The 17,449-nt window shown below is 73.9% G+C and carries 10 protein-coding genes; 4 read left to right on the top strand and 6 right to left on the bottom strand.

All coding sequences use genetic code 11. The annotated features are described in order from the left end of the window. Positions 1-6: 6 nt before the first annotated feature. The gene (locus NQZ70_RS17780; RefSeq protein WP_129575275.1) at positions 7-2,607 is read left to right on the top strand and encodes a hypothetical protein; all 2,601 of its coding nucleotides are present in this window, start codon (positions 7-9) and stop codon (positions 2,605-2,607) included. Between the two features lie 504 nt (positions 2,608-3,111). Further along, entirely contained in the window at positions 3,112-4,467 is a 1,356-nt protein-coding gene (locus NQZ70_RS17775; protein ID WP_129575274.1) for a hypothetical protein, read from the top strand. Between the two features lie 128 nt (positions 4,468-4,595). On the opposite strand, the gene NQZ70_RS17770 is transcribed toward NQZ70_RS17775, so the two are convergent. Both NQZ70_RS17770 and NQZ70_RS17765 read right to left on the bottom strand, forming a co-directional pair. After that, positions 4,596-5,348 carry a hypothetical protein gene (locus NQZ70_RS17770; RefSeq protein ID WP_129575273.1) on the bottom strand — a complete coding sequence of 251 codons (753 nt, stop codon included), beginning with the start codon at positions 5,346-5,348 and terminating at the stop codon, positions 4,596-4,598. After that, positions 5,341-6,462, bottom strand: a complete 1,122-nt coding sequence (locus NQZ70_RS17765) for an AAA family ATPase (protein WP_129575272.1) — start codon at positions 6,460-6,462, stop codon at positions 5,341-5,343. Before NQZ70_RS17765 ends, NQZ70_RS17770 begins: the two co-directional genes overlap by 8 nt. 397 nt (positions 6,463-6,859) lie before the next feature. Between NQZ70_RS17765 and NQZ70_RS17760 the strand changes: the two genes are divergently transcribed. Both NQZ70_RS17760 and NQZ70_RS17755 read left to right on the top strand, forming a co-directional pair. Next, entirely contained in the window at positions 6,860-8,554 is a 1,695-nt protein-coding gene (locus NQZ70_RS17760; protein WP_129575271.1) for a L,D-transpeptidase, read from the top strand. Between the two features lie 214 nt (positions 8,555-8,768). Further along, the gene (locus tag NQZ70_RS17755; protein WP_129575270.1) at positions 8,769-10,070 is read left to right on the top strand and encodes a UDP-glucose/GDP-mannose dehydrogenase family protein; all 1,302 of its coding nucleotides are present in this window, start codon (positions 8,769-8,771) and stop codon (positions 10,068-10,070) included. Positions 10,071-10,119: 49 nt separating this feature from the next. Here the strand turns inward: NQZ70_RS17755 and NQZ70_RS17750 are convergent, their stop codons facing one another. From NQZ70_RS17750 to NQZ70_RS17735, 4 genes are all read right to left on the bottom strand, one after another. Beyond that, positions 10,120-11,670 carry a sigma-54 dependent transcriptional regulator gene (locus NQZ70_RS17750; RefSeq protein WP_129575269.1) on the bottom strand — a complete coding sequence of 517 codons (1,551 nt, stop codon included), beginning with the start codon at positions 11,668-11,670 and terminating at the stop codon, positions 10,120-10,122. Next, positions 11,667-13,910, bottom strand: a complete 2,244-nt coding sequence (locus NQZ70_RS17745; protein WP_237245387.1) for an ATP-binding protein — start codon at positions 13,908-13,910, stop codon at positions 11,667-11,669. The genes NQZ70_RS17750 and NQZ70_RS17745 overlap by 4 nt, the downstream gene beginning before the upstream one ends. Before the next feature lie 300 nt (positions 13,911-14,210). Beyond that, complete coding sequence (locus tag NQZ70_RS17740; RefSeq protein WP_272828621.1) at positions 14,211-16,298, bottom strand: S8/S53 family peptidase; 2,088 nt, start codon at positions 16,296-16,298, stop codon at positions 14,211-14,213. Continuing rightward, entirely contained in the window at positions 16,295-17,407 is a 1,113-nt protein-coding gene (locus NQZ70_RS17735; RefSeq protein WP_129575266.1) for a hypothetical protein, read from the bottom strand. The genes NQZ70_RS17740 and NQZ70_RS17735 overlap by 4 nt, the downstream gene beginning before the upstream one ends. Positions 17,408-17,449 lie beyond the last annotated feature (42 nt).

Below are 17,449 nucleotides of genomic sequence, written 5' to 3'. Positions count from 1 at the left end.
ACGGCGATGGAAGACGGCTTCTTCGGGCGCAGCCAATCCGCGGCCTTCGACGCGATCCGCGCCTGGCACGGCGGAGGCAGCGCCGGCGCCTGCGTCGTGTACGGGCCGGCCGGCGCCGGCAAGGGCGCGGTGCTCGACCGCTTCTTCGGCTCGCTCGACGGGTCCGGCGCGCAGCGCGTCCTCGTCCGCGGCGGCCGGGCAGCCGGCGCGCCGTTCGAGCAGGAGGTGCTGGCGCGGCTCGCGGACGGCCTCTGGCCCGACGACGCGCCGCACGCCGAGGATCGCCAGGGGCTCTGCGAGCTCCTCGCGAACGAGATCGCGAACCGGGACGCCGAGGACGGCGAGCCGGCGCTCCTCCTCGGCCTGGTCGGCCCGGACGCGTGCGCCGACTGGCCCGAGGAGCGCGAGCGGTCGGTGCTGGGCGAGCTCGGCCCTTCCGTGCGCGTGCTTGTCTCGGTGTCGGCTCCCAGGGAGGCGGCCGAGCGGTGGGCAGAGCGGCTCGCCCTCGACGTCTCCACGATCGCCTGGGTGCCCGTGAGCGGCTTCCGGCTGGTCGAGGTCGACGCCCCTCTGCGCGATCGGCTGGCCTGGGCGGCGATCGACGGCCCGGGGCCGGCCGCGGCCGTCGAGGCGACGATGGGCGCGCTCCGCGAGCGCGGGGCGACGCGGCTGGAGGCGCTGCTGTCGATCCTGGCGCGCGCGTTCGCGCCGCTCGATCTCGGGGACGCGGCGGCGCTCCTCGGCGAGGAGGAGGCGGAGCTCGCCGCCGCGCTCGACGCGCGCCGCGCGGTGCTCGATCCGGTGATCGCGTGGGAAGAGCGCTGGAGCGCGCTCCGGTTCCGGCACGAGGCCCTGCGCGCGGCCTGGGTGGCCGCGAGCGAGGACGGCGCCGCCCTCTGCGAGCGGCGGTTCGTGGAGGCCGCCCGGGCGCTGCTCGGCGCCCGCGCGCGGGCGAGCGGTCGCCCCCCCGAGGGCGGCGCCGCCGGCTACGTCCGCCGGTACGCGGGCGATCATCTGCGCACATCCGGCGCGCCGCCCGCCGATCTCCTCGCGCTCTGCGATCCGCGCTGGGCGTGGCCATCCTCGCTCGGGGACCTCGCCGCGCGCCGGGCAGAGCTGCGGCGCCTCCGGCGCTCGGTCGCCGCGCCGCTGACGGCCGCCGGCGCGCCGCCGACGGCCGCCGGCGCGGGCGAGGGCCTGGCGGAGCCGGTGCCCCGCCTGGTCCGCGTCGCGCTCGCGCAAGGCGCGCTCGGCACGCTGCACCGCGCAGGCGATCCGCGGGACGCCCGGCCCGGCGACGTGGCGCGCGGCGACGCCGAGCGGGCGCTCGCCGTCGCGCTCCTCGCGCTCTCGGCGCGCGCCTCGGGGCGGCCCGGCGAGGAGATCGCGGCGAGGGCGCGGGAGCTCGTGCGGCGGCGCGGGGCCGCCTGGCGCGGCGAGCCCTGGGGCGATGCGCAGGCGCTGCTCGCGGCGGCGCGCGCCAGCTCGGGCGACGATGCCGCGAGCTTCGCGCGCTGGGCGGTATCGGCCACCCTGCGCGACGAGCAAGGGCCCAGCCTGCCGGTGTGGCTCGCTGCGGCCCGATTCCTTCCGCCGTCCGAGGCCGAGGCGCTTGTCGCGGAGGCCGTCGAGCGCGCGCGCTCGGATGCGCGACCGGGCCACGCGCTCGCGCAGCTCGCCGCGGCGCCGCCGCTGGACCCCGGCCAGGCGCGCTCGCTCTTTCGCGCGGCGATGGATCTTCCGCCGGGAGCGCGCGCCAACGCGCTGGCGCCGCTCGTGCGGGCGCTGCCGGAGGAGGAGCGCTCGCGCGGCGTGGCCGCGCTCTTCGACGCCTTGCTCGCCGGCGCGGGCGCGGACGGCGAGCCGATCGACGCCCCGTCGTGCACCGAGGCGCTCGCCCCCTTCCTCGGTCTGCCCGAGGTCTCGAAGCTGCTGGACGACCCGATGACCGGCATGGGCGCGCCGCTCGCCGTGCGGCTCGCGGAGCTCGGCGAGACCGCCCGCGCGCTCGACGTCATCGAACAGCTCTGCGGCGCTGGGGTCCACGGCGCGGGGCCGCTGCTGCGCGCCGCCGCCGCCCGGGGGGGTCGTCCGCTCGTCCACGCGGCGCGCGAGGCGGTGGCGTCGCTCCAGCCGGCGTGGGCTGCGGCCGCGCTGGTGGCCGACCATGCGGCCCAGGCGATCGATGCGCTGGGGCTCGACGCCTCGGTCGAGATCGCCGAGCGCGGTGGGAGCTCGGGGCAGGCGCGCATCGCGGCCCTCGCGGCGCTTTGCTGCGCCGCGCCCGCGCCGTCGCGGCCGACGCTCGCCGCCCGCGCCGTCGCGGCCTACCGCGAGAGCGGGGACACGGACGGGCTGGAGACGGTGCTCCGCTGCGCTGCCTGGATGTCGCCTCACGACGCAGCGTGGCTGTTCGCCGGGAGCCTCGGCGACGCTGCCGGCTCGGTCACGCTGGCATCGACCCTGAGCGGCTGGGGAGGCGTGGAGATGCTCGCGCCGCTTGTGGCGCGGATCGGCGGCGACGGTGCGCTCGCCGCCGTGGCGGATGCCCTGCACGGAGCGGACGCATGGCTCGCGTGGATGGAATCCGGCGACGGTAGCGACTAACGCATCGCGTCGCACGCAGACGGGTCGCGACCTGCCCGCGCCCCCTCCCGAGGGGGGTCGGGTCGATCCGAAACCGAACCGGAGGGCCTCCGGAGCCCGCTCCGGCACGTCGCGACCTGCCCGCGCCCCCTCCCGAGGGGGGTCGGGTCGATCCGAAACCGAACCGGAGGGCCTCCGAAGCCCGGTCCGCCATGTCGCGACCTACCGCGACCCCTTCCGAGGGGGGTCGGGTCGATCTGAAACCGAACCGGAGGGCCTCCGAAGCCCGCTCCGCCATGTCGCGACCTGCCCGCGACCCCTTCCGAGGGGGGTCGGCTCGATTCACGACCTTGCCGGAGGGCCTCCAAAGCCCGCGCCGGCACGTCGCGACGTGCCCGCGGCCATCCCGAGGGGGTGCGGCTAGGTCGAGACCCTGCCGGAGGACCTCCGAAGCTCGCTCCGTCCCGGTTCGGATGGTCCTGGCCGCCTTGCGGGCTCGCCGATGGCTCAGTTAGAGGGTCGACGATGATCAAGCCCCTGGCGTGGCTGGCCTGCTCTCCCCTCGTCCTCGCCGCCGCCGGCTGCGGCGCGGAGGCCGGCGATACGACCCGAGCCACGTTTCCCGAGTACACGCATCCCTTGCCCGAAGGGGAGAGCGCCTGTGGGCGAGCCGACTTCGAGGAGCTGTTTCCCTTCTCGATCCGCTCCGCGACGCTCCCCGTGCTCGTCCATTACTACCGGGAAGAGGAGCGCGACACCGCCCGCCAGGTCCTCGCGTTCGTCGAGAAGGGGTGGGACTACCACGCGAATCGGATCGGCATGCGCCCGCCGCTCACGGATGCAGGAGAGTGCGGGCCCGACGACGCGTTCGACGTGCTCGTGTGGAGAGGCCACCGCAGCTGCCTGGTCGACGTCCTCGGCGACGAGCCGTCGACCTCCTGGAACGACTGGCACGCTTTCATGATCGTCGACCCGTGGGGGCCTTACGGCGGCCCCGATCTGGAGGAGACCGTCGTGCACGAGATGGCGCACGCGTCCCAGGCCGCCGACGACTGGAACGAGAGCCCCGTCCTCTTCGAGATGTCGGCCAGCTTCCTCGACCAGATCTACATGGATCGCTATGCGGACGAGGGCCTGGACGATTTTCAGCGGCACCCGGACCGGGCGATCGACCGCGACGACGGTTACGAGACGTGGACCATGTACGGCTCGTCCATGGTCCTCCTGTACCTCAAGGATCGGTTCTTCGACGGCGATCCGACGTTCGTCTCCCGCATGTGGCTCGACGCGCGCAACCCTAGGGGCGCCGAAGGCGCGCTGGATCGCAACGAGCCCGACTTCGTCGATGCGCTCGACGACATGCTGCGCGAGGTGGCGGACACCAGCTATGTCGAGGTCGTCCCCGAGCTCGCGCGCTGGCGCTGGTATACCGGCGATCACGTCGACGACCGGCACTTCCGTCACGTCGCGGGGGGCCTCGAGAACCTCGAGGCGGCCAGGCTGACGCTGGCGGCCCAGGTCGAGGCCGCGCCGGGCAGGATCAGCGTCCGCGAGGGCGCGCCGATGATGCTCGGCACCAGCTACATCGAGCTGTCGGCGGGCGCGGACGCCGCGCGGTCGATCTGCGTATCCCTCGAAGCGCCCGACGACGTGGGGCGCCGCTTCGTCGTCCAGGCCGTGCCCGGGCTCACGCCCGATTCCGACGGCGAGCTCCTCGACCTCTCGTCCGGCCCCGCCCCCCTGGAGCTCGCGGCGGACGGGCAGCGAACGCTCGTCGTGACCGTCCTGCCCACGGGCCCTTACGACCCCGACACCCGAGGAGAAGAGCGGTATCCCTTCACGGTCGTCCTCCACCACGGAAGCGGCAGCTGCTCCGGGTGAGCACGGGCCTCCTGGCCGCCGACGCCGTGCTCGGCGCGGCGGAGCGCTCTCCGGTTCCGGCACGACGCCCTGCGCGCGGCCTGGGTGGCCGCGAGCGAGGACGGCGCCGCCGGGGGGAAGGTTGATGGTCAGCGCTTCGCGACCTGACCGAAGAGAGGCACGAGGCGCGCTTCGATCTCATCGAGGTAGTTCATCAGTCCAGTCGCGGCGCCTCGCTGCTTCAGGACGGCCAGCGGAGGCTCTTTCATACATGCCTCCTCCCGCTGCTGGTCTCCTCCTGTGAGCGCACGGAGCACCCGCTTGGCGTCGCGCTTCGCGCCATCCTCGCTGGCCGTGAGCTGCTCGGCGCACGAGCGGGGATCAAAACCGAGCTCCTTGCGTTCGCGCTCGAGGAGAGCTCTCTCGGCATCGTCGCGAGGCTCGTAGCCAGCGAGGATCCAGCACTCTCGTTTGGTGTGGGCGACGCCGACGACGACGGGGAAGCGCCACGGCTGTGCGTGCCGCGCCTGCTCGAAGCCCTCGCGGCGCCGGCTCAGCTTGTCCGCGTCGCGCATGAGGATGACGGCGTCCGGAGGAGGATCGAGCGTGGCGAGCAGCTTCAGCGCCTGCTCGGCCATCGCAGCATCGGGCTCGCGCGGTTCTCCGCGGGAAAACCCGTGCGCGACGACATGCCTCGACCTCGCCATTGCCTTCATGCTCGTCCACTTCAAGCAAGAATCCTGACGGCGGATGCCGTGATAGCCGCGAATAAAATCTATCGTCCCCGAGTCAATCCACTCAACGGCTTCGCAGAGCACTCGATCGCAGAGCGCGCATGCCGTGCGCCGGTCTGCGTCCGCTTCGCATACGACCGCTATCGAGTAACCCGCCTGCTCAGACATGCGGCTGCGCGCCTCGCTCGCGAACCCAGTCCTCGCCCACCATGCTCCAGATCTCCCCGGGGCTCATGAATTCCTTCCAGCGTTCAAACTGCGGATGTTCGTTCAGGCGGGCCCACCTCACGGCGCCGGTCTCGTCGGCGCTCATCAGTCGAACCTCCTCAGGCTCGAGATGATCGATGAGGTAGGGGGAATGGCTCGTCGCGACGATCTGCAGTTCAGGAAACACGTCGAGGAGCTTGCGGATCTGCGCGACCAGATCGGCGATGGCCCTCGGGTGGATCGCGCGTTCAAGATCGTCGATGAGGAGCAAATGTGCGCCCTTACGGCTTATGATCGCCGTCAAGATCCCGAGCACGATGAGCGTCCCCTCGCTCGCGGCGTGGGATGGTAGATTGGCCGCACCCCGCATGTCCAGCACGGCACGATGGCCAACGTATTCCCGCTCGACGGTGCTCGTCATCGTCTGGCCGTTGATGGTAACCCGCTGGATCTCGGGACGCTTCACCGCTGAACGCTCCAGGCGAACCCTCTCCACAGCGGGGATGACCGCGCGCAGCGCGTCCTCCACACGTCGGAAGTCGTCCGCGCGCGAGATGAGCATCTCGGCGAGCACGGCGGCCAGGCCATCGCCGTCCGGCTCTATTCGAGGGACCAGAGAGGCGCTGTAGGATGGCTGGGCGAGCTTGGTCGCATCGAGCCTGAGCAAGTCCGCTGGAGCGCGGACAGCATCTATCACTTCCCGAGCTTCATCTGACAGCTGAGAGCTAGCCCCCGGGTACGTGATCACGTCGTCGCCGCATTCGACGGTCACGTGCCTTCCCCAGTGGCCATCGCCGTAGTCCTCTGCCAAGAGGCGGATCGAGCCCGCCCTGCCGCTCCAAGTGCCTGTGCATCGAATCTCGATCGGCTCGCCGGCGCCATGAGAGCGGAGCACCGACGGATGTCGCTCACCTTCCAGGAGTGACCAAGGGTCTTCCGAATGGAGATACGCCAGCCCCTGAAGCACGCTAGTTTTCCCGGAGGCGTTCGGCCCTACCAGCACCGTGAACCGCTCGAGCGGGAGGCAAATGTCCCGCAGCGCCTTGAAATTCTTGAAGCTGACGGTCTCGATCATGGTCCTGCACCGGAGCCCTCCACGGGCCCCGGAAGCCTAGACGACCCCGCCCATCCCGGCTACCTCGCCCGCCTGACCCGCTCGCCCTCTGGCTTCGGCGAGCAACGGGATCGCCTGGCCTCTTGCTTCGCGGGAAGTTGGGCCGAACTCGCTTCCGTCGCGGCGTGGCGCACGGAAACGCCGCTGTGTTCCACCGAACGGCGCTGAGTCTTCGCGCGGCACCTCGCTCGGCAACGGTCGCCATCCCACGCACGTGTCGCTCGTCTCAGCGCCACGACCCGTGGTGAACGCCACCCTCCATGACTCCTGGGCGCGAAGCGGGAGCGGACCATCCGCGGCGCAGACCCCGCCGAAAACTGGCCCTCCTCCCCCTCTCGTGCATTACCGTCGCCCCGCCATGGACACGCCGCCCCGAACGCGCCCCGCAGCACCGCGCGCGGCGCGCCGCCCTGCGCTCGCCTTCTTCGCCCTCGCCGCGCTCCTCTCGGGCTGCGGCCAGTCCCGGTCCGGGAGCACCCCCGACTCGCCGGCCGAGGCCAACGGCGGCGCCGCCAAGGAGGCCGCCGCAGAGGGCCCCGCCTCCGCCGCCTCCGCTGCCTCCGCCGCCTCCCCTGCCCCGGCCGAGGACGAGCCCCCGCCCGGCCAGCCCCAAGGCCCGCCCATCGTCTCGCTGAGCGGCGTCGCCACCCCGCCCCCGCCGCCCGCCGAGGGCAGCCCGCGGCTCGCGAGCGTCGCGATGCTCACCCGCGTCTACGCCCGGCCCAGCACCGGCGCCAAGCGCGTCGGCTTCCTCCGCGCCGGCGCGGTCGTCGAGATGGATCCCGAGCCCGCCGGCACCGACGGCTGCCCCGGCGGCTTCCGCAAGATCAAGCCGTTCGGCTACGTCTGCCTCGGCCCCGACGCGACGCTCGACCTGAACCACGAGATCGTCCGCGCCGCGGCCCGCCGCCCCGACGTCACCCACAAGCTCCCGTACATGTACGGCACCGTCACCCGCGGCGGCCCCGCGTACGCGCGCGTCCCGACGCAGGACGACCTCGCGCGCTACGAGCCGAGCCTCAAGAAGCACCTCGATCGCTGGGCCAAGGACGAGGAGAGCGGCGCCACCTACGGCCTCGACGTGTGGCTCAAATGGAGCAACGAGCCGGCCCCGCCCGCGCTCGACGCCCTCGCGCAGCGCATCACCGATCGCGAGATCCCGTGGTTCTTGCGCGACGGCCGGAAGGCCCCCAACCTCTCCGGCCTCATCAAGTCCGACGACGCCGTGAAGATCGACGAGATCTCGCGGCGCAACGGCATGGCCTTCATCGAGTCGTTCCTCCACGAGGGCCGGCGCTACAACGTCACCACCGACCTGCGCGTCGTCCCCGCCGATCGGTTCCGCCCCATCCGCGGGTCCGACTTCCACGGCGTCGAGATCGGCAAGGACGTCGACTTCCCGTTCGCGCTCGTGCGGCGCGCCGGCGGCAAGCGGTGGCGCGTGGAGGGCAAGAAGCTCGTCGACGCCGGAGAGCTCGAGTGGCGCGCCGCGGTGCCCCTCACCGGCAAGCAGCAGTTCTTCGGCGGCAAGCTGCACTACGAGACCAAGGACGGCGACTGGATCGACGATCGCCACGCCGGCCGCATCGACCCCGCCAAGAAGATGCCCGCCTGGGGCAAGAACGGCGAGAAGTGGCTCGACGTCAACATCACGAAGCAGGTGCTCGTCGCCTACGAGGGCACGAAGCCGGTCTACGCGACCCTGATCTCGAGCGGCGAGGCGGGGCTCGAGGACCACGCGTCGAGCACCGCGACGAAGCGCGGGATCTTCCGCATCCACACGAAGTACATCTCCATCACGATGGACTCGGACGCTGTCGGCGAGGAGTTCGAGCTGCGCGACGTCCCCTACGTGCAGTACTTCGAGGAGGGGTACGCGCTGCACGGCGCCTACTGGCACGACAAGTTCGGCCGGCCCAAGAGCCACGGCTGCATCAACCTGTCTCCGGAGGACGCCCGCCGCCTCTTCTTCTGGACCGAGCCGGCCGTCCCGCCGGGATGGCACGGCGCGGCGCGCTCGCTGACCGGAACGGTGGTGTTCGTGCACCCCTGAGCCACGCGCCCCTCGAGCGTCGAGCGCGCGGTCGCGCGCGCGCCCGAGCGTAGGCTCCGCCCCCGGAGGGACGCGCTCGAGGAGCGCGGCTGGCGAGGCCCGCGCCCGGCCCCGCCGCGGGCGCGGGCCTGAGGAGCGGGACCGATCGATCCGGGATCACACTTCGGGCTCCTCCTGGCTCGAACAGCCGCAGAGTCGTGGTAGCGTCCCGCGCATGCAGCTTGCGGTCGTGGGAACAGGGTATGTCGGCCTCGTGGCCGGCGCAGGCTTCGCGGACTTCGGGAACGACGTCGCGTGCGTCGACGTGTCCGCCGCCAAGATCGAGATGCTGAAGCGCGGAGAGATGCCGATCTACGAGCCCGGCCTCGACGTGCTCATCGCCAAGAACACGCGGGACGGCAGGCTCCGGTTCTCCACCGACGTCGCCGGCGCCATCCGCGACGCGGAGATCGTCTTCATCGCCGTCGGGACGCCGCAGGCCGACGACGGCTCCGCCGACCTCTCCGCCGTCGAGGCCGTCGGCGAGACGATCGGCAAGAACCTGAACAATTTCAAGGTGATCGCCACGAAGAGCACGGTCCCGGTCGGGACCGCGGATCGGCTCAAGCAGATCATCGGCGGGCTCACCACCCAGGCGTTCGCCGTCGCGTCGAACCCGGAGTTCCTCAAGGAGGGCGACGCGGTGAACGACTTCATGAAGCCCGACCGCGTGATCATCGGCTCGGACGACCCGAAGGCGCGCGAGATCCTGCGCCACCTCTACAACCCGTTCGTGCGGGCGAGCGACCGCATCCAGCTCATGGACGCCCGCTCGGCCGAGCTCACCAAGTACGCCGCCAACTCCCTGCTCGCGTCGCGCATCTCGTTCATGAACGACCTGGCGGTGCTCGCGGAGAAGCTCGGCGCGGACATCGAGCTCGTGCGCAAGGGCGTCGGGGCCGACCCGCGCATCGGCACGAAGTTCCTCTTCGCGGGCCCGGGGTTCGGCGGGTCGTGCTTCCCCAAGGATCTCTCGGCCATCCTCTACACCGCGAGCGCGGTGGGGCACGACCTGGAGATCGTCCGGGCGACCGAGCGGATCAACGCGCGGCAGAAGCGGCTGCTCGGGAGCAAGGTGAGCGCCCACTTCGACGGCGCGCTCAAGGGCAAGACGATCGCGGTCTGGGGGCTCGCGTTCAAGCCGCAGACCGACGACATCCGCGAGGCGCCCGCGCTCACGCTGATCGACCAGCTGCTCGAGGCGGGCGCGACGGTCCAGGCGCACGATCCGCAGGCGATGCCGAACGTGCGCGCCATCTACGGCAACCGCATCCTCCTGAGCGACGGCATGTACGGCGCGGCCGAGGGCGCGGACGCGCTGGTCGTCGTCACCGAGTGGCACGAGTACCGGCGCCCCGACTTCCACCGGCTGAAGCGCATCCTGAGCTCCCCGACGCTCTTCGACGGGCGCAACGTCTGGGAGCCCGACGAGCTCCGCGGCATGGGGTTCGTCTACACCGGCATCGGCAGGAAGTAGCGCGCCGCCCGGCGCGGCTCAGCCGTCGCCAGCGCCGCCCGGGCGCGGCTCAGCCGTCGCCCGCATCCGACGACGGCAGCGAGAGCCGCCGGCTGCTCGGCGGCTCCTCGCCCAGGTACCGCGGCGCGTTCGCGGGCGAGAGGCGCCGGCTGCTCGGCGGCTCCTCGCCGAGGTACCGCGGCGCGTTCACGGGCGTGACCCGCCGGCTGCTCGGCGGCTCCTCGCCGGTGTGCCGGTCCCAGCGCCGCTCGAGCATCTTCCGATCGACGCCGATGAGCCGCGCCGCGGCCGCCTTGTTGCCGCCGCAGCTCTCGATCGCGTGGTGCAGCACCGCGCGCTCGATCACGCGGAGCTTCGACCCGAGCCGCTCGGGCAGCGCGAGCAGCGCGCGCGCCAGCCGGTCGATCTCCGCCGTGGCGTCCACGATCGGCCGCTCGCGCGCGAGCTCCTCGAGCGTCGGGACGTCGATGAGATCGTCGTCCGCGAGCAGCCCCAGCCGCTCGACGACGTTCCGGAGCTCCCGCACGTTGCCGGGCCAGGGCCGCCGGACGAGCCACGCGATCGCGTCGTCGGTGTAGCGGAGCTTGCGCGGGAGCTCCGCGCTGAAGGCGAGCAGGAGCTCGATGAGATCCGCGTCGCGCTCGGCGAGCGACGGGACGTGCACCGTGACGACGTTGAGCCGGTAGAAGAGATCCTCGCGGAAGCGCCCCTCGCTGATGCGCTTCTCCAGGTCGACGTGGGTCGCCGCGAGGACGCGGGCGCGCAGCGGGATCTCCGACTCGGCGCCGAGCGGGCGGAAGCGGCGATCCTCGAGCACGCGGAGGAGCTTCGCCTGGAGCTCGCCGGGCATCTCGGCGATCTCGTCGAGCAGGATCGTGCCCGCGCCCGCGAGCTCGAGCTGGCCGCGGATGCGCTTCTCGGCGCCGGTGAAGGCGCCGCGCTCGTGCCCGAAGATGAGCGACTCGATGAGCGTCCCCGGCAGCGCCGAGCAGTTGACGGCCACGAACGGCTCGCCGCGGCGCGAGCTCATCTCGTGCAGCGCGCGGGCCACCATCTCCTTGCCGCTGCCGGTCTCGCCGCGGATGAGCACGGTCTTGCTCGACTCGGCGACCCGCTCGACGATCCGCCGCACGCGCTCCATCGCCGCGGACGAGCCGAGCAGCGCCTTCGTCCCGAAGGTGCGGTCGACCCGCTCGCGCAGCCGCACCACCTCGCCCTTGAGGAGCAGCCGCTCGCGCTGCCCCTCGATGATCGGCAGGAGCATCTCCGGGCAGAGCTCGTCCTTCAGCACGTAGTCCTGCGCGCCGAGCCGCATGGCCTCCCGGATCTCGGACAGCTCGCTGACCGAGGTGACCATCACCGCCGGCGTGCTCCGCCCCGAGGCGCGCACCCGCCGCAGGATCTCCAGGCCGCCGCGGTCGCGCGGATCGTCCGAGAGGCGCACGTCGAGGAGCAGGAGGTCCGGCGCGCTCCGCTCCACCGCCGCCATCGCGTCGTCGAGGCCGACCGCCTCCAACACCTCGACCTCGTCGAGCGCGGCCAGGATCTGCCGGAGCGTGCGGCGGCCGCTCCGCTGATCATCGACGACCAGGATCTTCACGCGACCTCGTCCTCTGCGGTCATGGTGACGTCGGCGGCAGGGATCGCGATCACGAACCGCGTCCTGCCGTCGCGCCGCTCCGGGTTGATGGACCACCCGTGGGCGCGGACGATGCGGTGCGTGATGGCGAGCCCGAGGCCGGTCCCGCGCGGCTTCGTCGTGTACCAGGGCGCGAAGAGCCGCGAAGCGTCTCCGGCGAAGCCCGGCCCCGTGTCCCACACGACGAGCTCGGCGCCGCCCTCCGAGGGCTCCCAGGTGACCCCGACGGTCCCCTTGTCGCCGGCGGCGTCGAGGCCGTTCGAGAGGAGGTTGACGAGCACCTGCGTGGCCTGATCCGGGTCGCAGCTGAGCCGCGGCGCCGCGCTCACGCGCGCCTCGATCCGCCGCTTGCCGAGCTGATCGCGCAGGAGCATCTCCGCCCGGCTCACGAGCTCCTCAACCGCGAGGCGGCGGCGCTCGAGCTTCCTGTGCGTCACCCGGCGCAGGCCCATCACGAGCCGCTCGAGGCGCTCGACCTCCTCGCAGCCGATCTCGACCTCCTCGGCGTCCAGGCTCTGGTTGCTCGAGCCGCGCTTGAACACCGAGCGGAAGAAGTTGATCGGGTAGCGCACCTCGTGGGTGATCTCGGCCGCGAGCGTCTCGATGAGCGCCGCGCGCTCGTCCCGCCAGGCGGCGGCCTGCTCGCGCCGCCGCCGCTCCAGCTCGGCGTAGCTGTGCGCGTGCGCGAGGGCGAGCGCGGCCTGGTTGCCGATGGTGCGGAGCAGATCGAGGTCCTCGCTCGTGAACAGGGCGCCGCCGCGCTTCTTGCCCACCTCGAGGACGCCGAGCAGCCGGCCGCGGAACATGACCGTGAGCGAGAGCTCGCTCGCGCTCGCCGGCGGCGGATCGATCCCGATGAGCCGCTCGCCGCTCGCCTCGGCGCCGCGCGGCTCCTGCTCGCCGGGGGCGTCGGCGGCGTCGACCGCGATGCGGCGGAAGGTGACGCGCTCGCAGGACAGCCAGCGCGCCACCGTACGCTCGACCGCGTCGGCGACCTCGTCGGGATCGGCGACGAGGGTCAGCTCCTCGCTGAGCTGCTCGACGGTGGGCTTGTACTCGGCGCGCGCCGGGAAGAGCTTCCGGTCGCCGGCGCCGAGCGCGAACACGACCAGCGCGGCGCTGACGATCGCGGCGGGCGCGGCGACCTTGATCGCGCCGAGCAGCGGGAGGCCGGCGTACCCCGCGCAGGCGGAGCAGACGATCACCGTGAGCGCGACCATCATGCCGGCGATGATGATCCGCGTGAGCGGGCGCGACAGGAGCGCGCGGCTGCCCCAGAGGTCGTAGCGGATGAACGCGACCACGCTGGAGACGGGCGTGAGGGCGAGCGCCGGGATCGCGAACCACGCGAGCGCCGACCCCGCGACCCCGAGCATGGCCAAGAGGAACCCGACCGCGATCACGACGTGCGGCGGCGCCATGGCGAGGAGCAGCGCGCGCAGCGTGCGGCGGCGGTCCCCCTCCGCCGCGGCGAAGCGGAGGATCAGCGTGGTCGCGAAGAAGAGGAACGAGGCGACGACCAGCGTCGCGCAGACGCCCCGGAGCCCGACGGTGGTCCAGCCCATGGCGTGCGAGGCGAGCATGCCGGCGGCGAGCAGGCCGCCGAGCCCATGCGCGATCCGCGCGCAGGCGGGGTAGCGCGCGATGAGCGCGACGTCGTCCGGCAGCCGCAGCGCCAGGGTGAAGAAGCTCATCGGGACGAGCGCGTAGGCGACGTGGAAGAACGGGACGAGGTCGCGCGAGCTGTGGTAGTCGAAGATCGAGAACTGGAAGAGCGCGGTGAACAGCGCGGCCGTCGCGAACGCGCCCGCGAGCTTGCCGCGCGGGCTCGCGCTGAGGGCGATGAGCGCGGCGCCCACGTAGAGCGAGGCGACGACCATCAGCCCGCCGGCGTAGAACCACCACGCGAGCGGATCGAAGGGGACGAGGGAGAGCTCGACGTCGCGCACCCCCTCCCCCGTCTCGACGCGGGCGCGCACGGAGCGCTGCCCCTCGCGCGCCGCCTGCTCGATCGCGGCGTCCCAGGTGCTGGCGCGGTAGCGCCCCTCCGTGCTCTCGAGGTGCCAGCCGTTGACCTCGACGACGCGATCGGGGAACCGGAGGCCCTTCTGGAAGCCCTCCCAGGAAGGCAGGCCCAGGCTCGAGACCACGCCGTCCGGGTCGACGAGGACGCCCGGGAACGGGCGCTCGTACCAGCTCACGGCGCTCCTGATCCCGGAGCCGCCCAGTACGAGCGCCGCGAAGACGACCGCCGCAAGGAGCCAACGCCGATTCTCGATAGCTGGCATCGGGAGACTCGACGGCGCGTAAATTGCGCCACGAGCCACCCACGATACGCTGGAACCCCGGGTGAACCAACGGGGCTCACGCGTCGGACGGCACACCGCGCGGCGATCGCCCGCGCCCCCGGCGGGCCCGGCGGCGCCGTTACGCGATTTTCATTACGTTTTCACGCGTCGATGAGAGGGGGATCACGCCGCGCCGCGGGTGCGGGAGCGCGCTCAGGCCGCGCCCTGGCGTGCGCGGCGCTCCGCGGCGTCCGCGAACACGGCGTCGGCCAGCTCGCCGAAGCGCGACTCGACGGCCTGGACCGCGGCGGCGTCGGTCGCCGAGCGCTCGAGGTCGTCGAGCAGGGCCGCGACCTCGTCGCGCACGCGCGGCGGCGCCTGGCGGCTCGCGGCGAGGCCGCGGACGAGGACCGAGAGCTGCCGCAGCACGACGCCCGCGCCGTGGGCGCGCCGGCGGGCGTCGTCGCCCGCGGTGAGGCGGGCGTGGCGCGCGAGCGCGCAGACGCCGTGGCAGAGGCTCGGGTCGGCGAGCAGCGCCCGGACGGCCCAGCGCGCGAGGCGGCGCGAGTACAGGCCGCGGGCGAGCGGGCCCGCGGCGCGGGCGTCGTGCCAGGCGCGCGCGGCGCGGTCCTCGCCGATGAGCACCAGCGCGAGCGCGACGGGGTCGCCGGCGGCGAGGCAGGCGCGGCCCGCGTCGATGCGGCCGTAGCCGTGCTTGGCGTTGTGGCCGTCGCGATCGCGCCCGTCGGGGAAGAGGTCCCACGGGTCGGCGATCGGCTCGGCCGACGCGGGCGCCGCGGGGGGCACCGGCGCGAGCGTGCGCAGGACCAGGGCGTCGAGCTCGGGCAGGCGCAGCGCGGGGTTGCGCGACAGGACGAGGAGCAGGACGCCCGCGGCGAGGGCCGAGGCCCCGCTCGACTCGGCGTGGCAGAGCCGCTCGGACAGCGGCGCGGCGCCGGATTCGGGCGCCGCGCCGGAGGCGCCGGAGGCGGGCGACGCGCCGGATTCGGGCGCCGCACCGGAGGCGCTGGAGGCGGGCGCCGCGCCGGATTCGGGCGCCGCGCCGGAGGCGGGCGCCGTGCCGGACGCCGGCGGCAGCGGGCAGGTGAGATCGTCGCCGGGCGCGAGCCATCGCACCGCCGGGCCGCGGTTGGCGAAGGGGCGGCTGCGCCCCCGGCGATCCCGCCAGAGGAACCACCCCTCGCCGCGGGCGCCCGGGCCGACGCAGAACACCCGCGGGTCGCTCGCGGGCTCGCCGAACCCGAGCGAGAAGCTCGCGTGCAGCGACGCGGGAGGGCTCGAGGCCTCGCGACCGGTGGGGAACACGACCGGGCAGCCCCGGCCGCGGCGCCCGAGGCGGGCGGCGAACTCGAGCGCGTCGTCCAGCATGGGCGTCGTCGAGCCCTCGACGTACGCGGCGCAGACCACGACGTCGGCGCCGTCGCTGACGGCCTGGACGATCGCGACCGGGAGGGCCAGGACGCACGAGCCCGGCTTCGGGATCAGGTAGAGCCGCGGCGACGCGTCCGGCGCGACGCCGCGGAAGCCGCCGGGGCGGCGGGATCCGACGGCCCAGGCGACCATGAACGAGCCGTGCGCCTGGCTGCGCGGCGGGTGCTCGAGCATGACGAGCACCTCGCGGTCGAGGCCGAGCTCGTCGGCCGCCCAGGCGTCGTCGTCGATGACCCCGAGGCGCATCCCCGCGCCGCTCCCGCAGCGGCGGCGGTCGACCCCGATCCCGCCCTCCTCGTCGCGGAGGAACCAGCGGCCGGGCGTGACGGGATCCTCCTCGAACGACGCGCCGCGGGCGGTCCACCCGTCGGGGCGCGCCGCGGCGCCCGCGGCCGCGTCGAAGCGCGGCGCCACGGCGGCGCTCGGGCGCCGGGCCGACGCGACGTAGCGCACCGGGAGCGCCGCGGCCGAGAGCGCGGCGGCGACCTCGGCGCGCCGACCGCGCTCGGGCGACCGGACGCGGAGCCAGAAGATGGGCGGCCGCTCGATGACCCGCTCGATCTCGACCGCGGACCAGCGCGCCGAGAGCGCCGCGGCCACGTCGCCGGAGGCCGCGGCGCAGCGCAGGGCCACGACGAGGTCGAGGGGACCGCCGTCGTCGTCGCCCGCGGCGGTGGGCACCGGGGCGTAGCCGAAGTCCCACGGCGGGCGCGGCGGGCGCGCCTTGGGCGAGGCGGTCGACGCGGGGGGCGGCGCGCTCGGGCGGCCGCGCGCCGGGCGGGCGCGCGCGGGCCCCTCCTCCGGAGCGCCCGCTCCCCCCCGCGAGGCCGCGCCGCGGCCCCGGCTCATGCCAGCACGGCCTTGGCCCAGGCGTTGAGCGCGTGGGCGCGGTTGGCGAAGCCCGGGCTCTCGGCCTCGCAGCGCGCGAGCTCCTGCGCGTGCGCCTCCCTCGCCGCCGCCCAGGCGGCGACGCGGCGGGCGCCGAGGGCGGCGGCGCGCCGGCGCGCGGCGCGGAAGCACCGGCGCTCGCCGTCGAGCATCGCCGCGAGCACGCCCGACTCCAGGACCACGCGGCGCACGGGGACGAGCGACGAGGCCGCGCTGGAGGCCGGCGGCTCGCTCTTCGCCCGCGGCGTCGCGGCGATGCCCCAGGGCGGCGTGCCGAGCGGCCCGTACGCGATCGCGCCGCGGTGGTACGACCCGGACGCGCGGTCCTGATCGCGCGCGCCCGTGGACGTCGCGTCGGGCTCCCCCTCCGCCCGCGATCGGAGCTCCGAGGCCAGGACGACGGCCCAGGCGCCGCCTCGCTGGTAGTCGTCCTGCCAGTCCATGACGTCGTCGTGGAGCTGCAGGCCGAGCCACACCGACGAGAGCAGCCGCGCGAGCACCTCGCGCTGCGCGGCGGTCCAGCCCGCGGCGTGCGCCAGGGCGATCGACGCCGGGAAGCCGACGCTCTGCTTGCCGAGGGAGAGCGCGTAGTAGCGGCTGAAGCCGGTGGGCTCGCCGCTCGCGAGGAGGCTGCGCTCGGTCTCGATGGCGAGCAGCGTCGCCTCGTCGGCGCGGGCGAAGTCGATGGCCGGGTCTTCGACGCCGGGCGCGACGCGGCGCAGCGCCTCGTCGCGCGCCCGCCGCGCGTGGGCCAGGATGGCCTCGAGCTGCCAGGTCGGCCGGACCTGCGCGTCCTGGATGCGGTCGGTGCCGAACGCCTCGATGACGGCGAGGAGGTGCGCGAGGAGGGCGTCCTGCACGGTGGCCCCGCGGACCCCGGGCATGGCCTCGGCGAGCAGCGCGGGCGCGGCCAGGGTGATCTCGTTGCGGAACACGGCGCTCCAGGGCACGTCGCGCGACGGGGCCAGGCCGAGCGTGTAGGCCAGCCCCTGCGCCTCGGCGTGGAGCATCCCCGGGAGGGTCCGCCAGAACGCCGTGTAGAGCTCGTCCACCCAGAGCGCTTCATCCATGGGCGGGCACCTCCGTGGCCGGGCGCCGCGCGCGCGGCCCGG

It is taken from the genome of Sorangium sp. So ce836, assembly GCF_028553905.1.
In the GTDB taxonomy this organism is placed as follows: Bacteria; Myxococcota_A; Polyangia; order Polyangiales; family Polyangiaceae; genus Sorangium; species Sorangium cellulosum_D.
This window is presented reverse-complemented; position numbering and strand designations above follow the sequence as displayed.

Bases quoted from the DNA above. Each gene is read 5' to 3' on its own strand.
- NQZ70_RS17770 (WP_129575273.1), bottom strand. From the start codon at position 5,348: ATGTCTGAGCAGGCGGGTTACTCGATAGCGGTCGTATGCGAAGCGGAC.
- NQZ70_RS17780 (WP_129575275.1), top strand. From the start codon at position 7: ATGGAAGACGGCTTCTTCGGGCGCAGCCAATCCGCGGCCTTCGACGCG.
- NQZ70_RS17760 (WP_129575271.1), top strand. From the start codon at position 6,860: ATGGACACGCCGCCCCGAACGCGCCCCGCAGCACCGCGCGCGGCGCGC.
- NQZ70_RS17735 (WP_129575266.1), bottom strand. From the start codon at position 17,407: ATGGATGAAGCGCTCTGGGTGGACGAGCTCTACACGGCGTTCTGGCGG.
- NQZ70_RS17755 (WP_129575270.1), top strand. From the start codon at position 8,769: ATGCAGCTTGCGGTCGTGGGAACAGGGTATGTCGGCCTCGTGGCCGGC.
- NQZ70_RS17765 (WP_129575272.1), bottom strand. From the start codon at position 6,462: ATGATCGAGACCGTCAGCTTCAAGAATTTCAAGGCGCTGCGGGACATT.
- NQZ70_RS17775 (WP_129575274.1), top strand. From the start codon at position 3,112: ATGATCAAGCCCCTGGCGTGGCTGGCCTGCTCTCCCCTCGTCCTCGCC.
- NQZ70_RS17740 (WP_272828621.1), bottom strand. From the start codon at position 16,298: ATGAGCCGGGGCCGCGGCGCGGCCTCGCGGGGGGGAGCGGGCGCTCCG.